Raw genomic sequence first — 2,060 nt, forward strand, 5'->3', positions numbered from 1 at the left:
AAGTTGGCGGTAGCAACTGTATCACTTGCGATAGGATCAGTAGTAGCCGTTCCTGCAATAGTAGACTCAGGACAAGTAGCACATGCGGAAGAAATAACTGAGGCGAACCGAGCAAAATATGAAGTTAATTATGATAATGTTAGTGGAACACCGGGGTATACGTTTCCTTACCGTTATAGTTATGGTGTTATGCCAGGTGGATCTTTAGGAAACGGAGAAAGGAAAGGTTGGGTTAGATATAATAAAGATGATGTAGTAAAACCGCTTCAACCCGGAGAAAGAGTAGATTATACACCACCAAAGCCTATAAAATATTTAACTGAGGATTATGTTAATAAAGGTGTATGGACGTTTCAGGGGTATAATAAAGATATCGCAATTGCTGGAACAGATGATCTTACTTTTATAGCGACATGGACATTTACGCCTACAAAAAATCCGGTAAAAACAAAAGTATTTAACCCGCATAACCTAAGCCAAGACGAAAAAGACCAGGTGGCACAAGCAGTGAAAGACGCGAACTCAGACTTTCCAGAGGAATTAAGAGTAACAGTGGGGGACAACGGAACGGCACAAATTTACTATACGGATAGTGCGGGTCCAAATTCAGGTCTAACTTCAGTCGTACTTTATCCAAAAGACACAATAGTGGAAAAAGAAATCTCTGCAGTACCGGCAGTAGACAAAGTAGACTCAGATGATCATAAGGTAACAGGAACAGGGGTGCCAGGATCAGAAATAATGGTAACCCTGCCATACAACCGTACTGTTCTGAGAACATCGGTAAAACCAGATGGGAAATGGGAAGTAGATATGCCTTTGGGCGCAAGTATAGGGTCTATAATAACAGTATCGCAAGGAGAAATAGATAAAAAATTTAGTTCAGATGTACGAATAACGGTAGTAGCAACAATTGCAGATGAAATAATACCAAATACTCCAGAATTAACAATAGTAGAAGATTCAGAACAACTTACTAAAGAAGAAAAAGACAAAGTGAAAAAAGAAGTAGAAAAAGCAAACCCAGGTTTCCCGGCGGGAACAACAGTAACTGTATCTGATAATGGAGATTTAACAATCGTATATCCAGATGAATCAATAGATAGAATGCTAGGAGACTACACAGTAGTAAAAAGAAAAACATCTGCAGAACCGACAGTAGAGACAATAGACTCAGATGATGTAAAAATAATAGGAGCAGGCGAAGAAGGAGCGAAAATAGAAGTAACCCTACCAGATGGGACTAAGAAAAGAACAACAGTAAAACAAGATAGAGTATGGGAAGTAGAACTGGACAACCCACTTGCGACAGATTCAGTAGTAAAAATAACTCAAGAAGAAACAGGTAAAAAAGTTAGTTCAGAGATACAAACAACGGTAGTAGCAGCAATTGAAGATCCAGAATTAACAACAGTAGAAGATTCAGACCATCTTACTGAAGAAGAAAAAGGAAAAGTTAAAGATGCAGTGAAAGCAGCTAACCCAACAGCTACAAAAGTAGAAGTAGAAGCTAATGGAACAGCAACAGTAACATTCCCAGACGGAACTACTGGGACATTAATACCATATAAAACTGTAAAAGAAGCTGATACAGCTGTAGCAAGTAGACCAACTCCAACACCGGTTAAAAATCCAGCAGCGTTAACTAAAGACGAAAAAGAAAAAGTTAAAAAAGCAGTGAGAGCAGTAAACCCAGGAAATACAGGTATAAGGATAGGAGCTGATGGAACAGCAACAGTAGTATTTATAGACGGAACTACTGCGACATTAACACCAGATAAAACTGTAAAAGCAGCTGATGCGAATGGAATCAAAGATCCAGCAGTTCCAACACCGGTTAAAGATCTAACAACGTTAACTGAAGATGAAAAAGGAGAAGTTAAAGATGCAGTGAAAGCAGCTAACCTAACAGCTACAAAAGTAGAAGTAGAAGCTGATGGAACAGCAACAGTAACATTCCCAGACGGAACTACTGCGACATTAACACCAGATAAAACTGTAAAAGCAGCTGATGCGAATGGAATCAAAAATCCAGCGCAACCGACACAACCAAGTCAACC

1 protein-coding gene is annotated in these 2,060 nt (G+C 39.2%); it reads left to right on the forward strand.

What is annotated here, in order from left to right; genetic code table 11:
* A partial coding sequence (locus tag O3802_RS07645) for a MiiA motif-containing surface protein (protein ID WP_371458998.1) occupies positions 1-2,060 on the forward strand: 2,060 nt, incomplete at both ends.

Origin of the sequence: Gemella sp. 27098_8_92 (genome assembly GCF_041433685.1) — a bacterium.
Classification (GTDB): Bacteria; Bacillota; Bacilli; order Staphylococcales; family Gemellaceae; genus Gemella.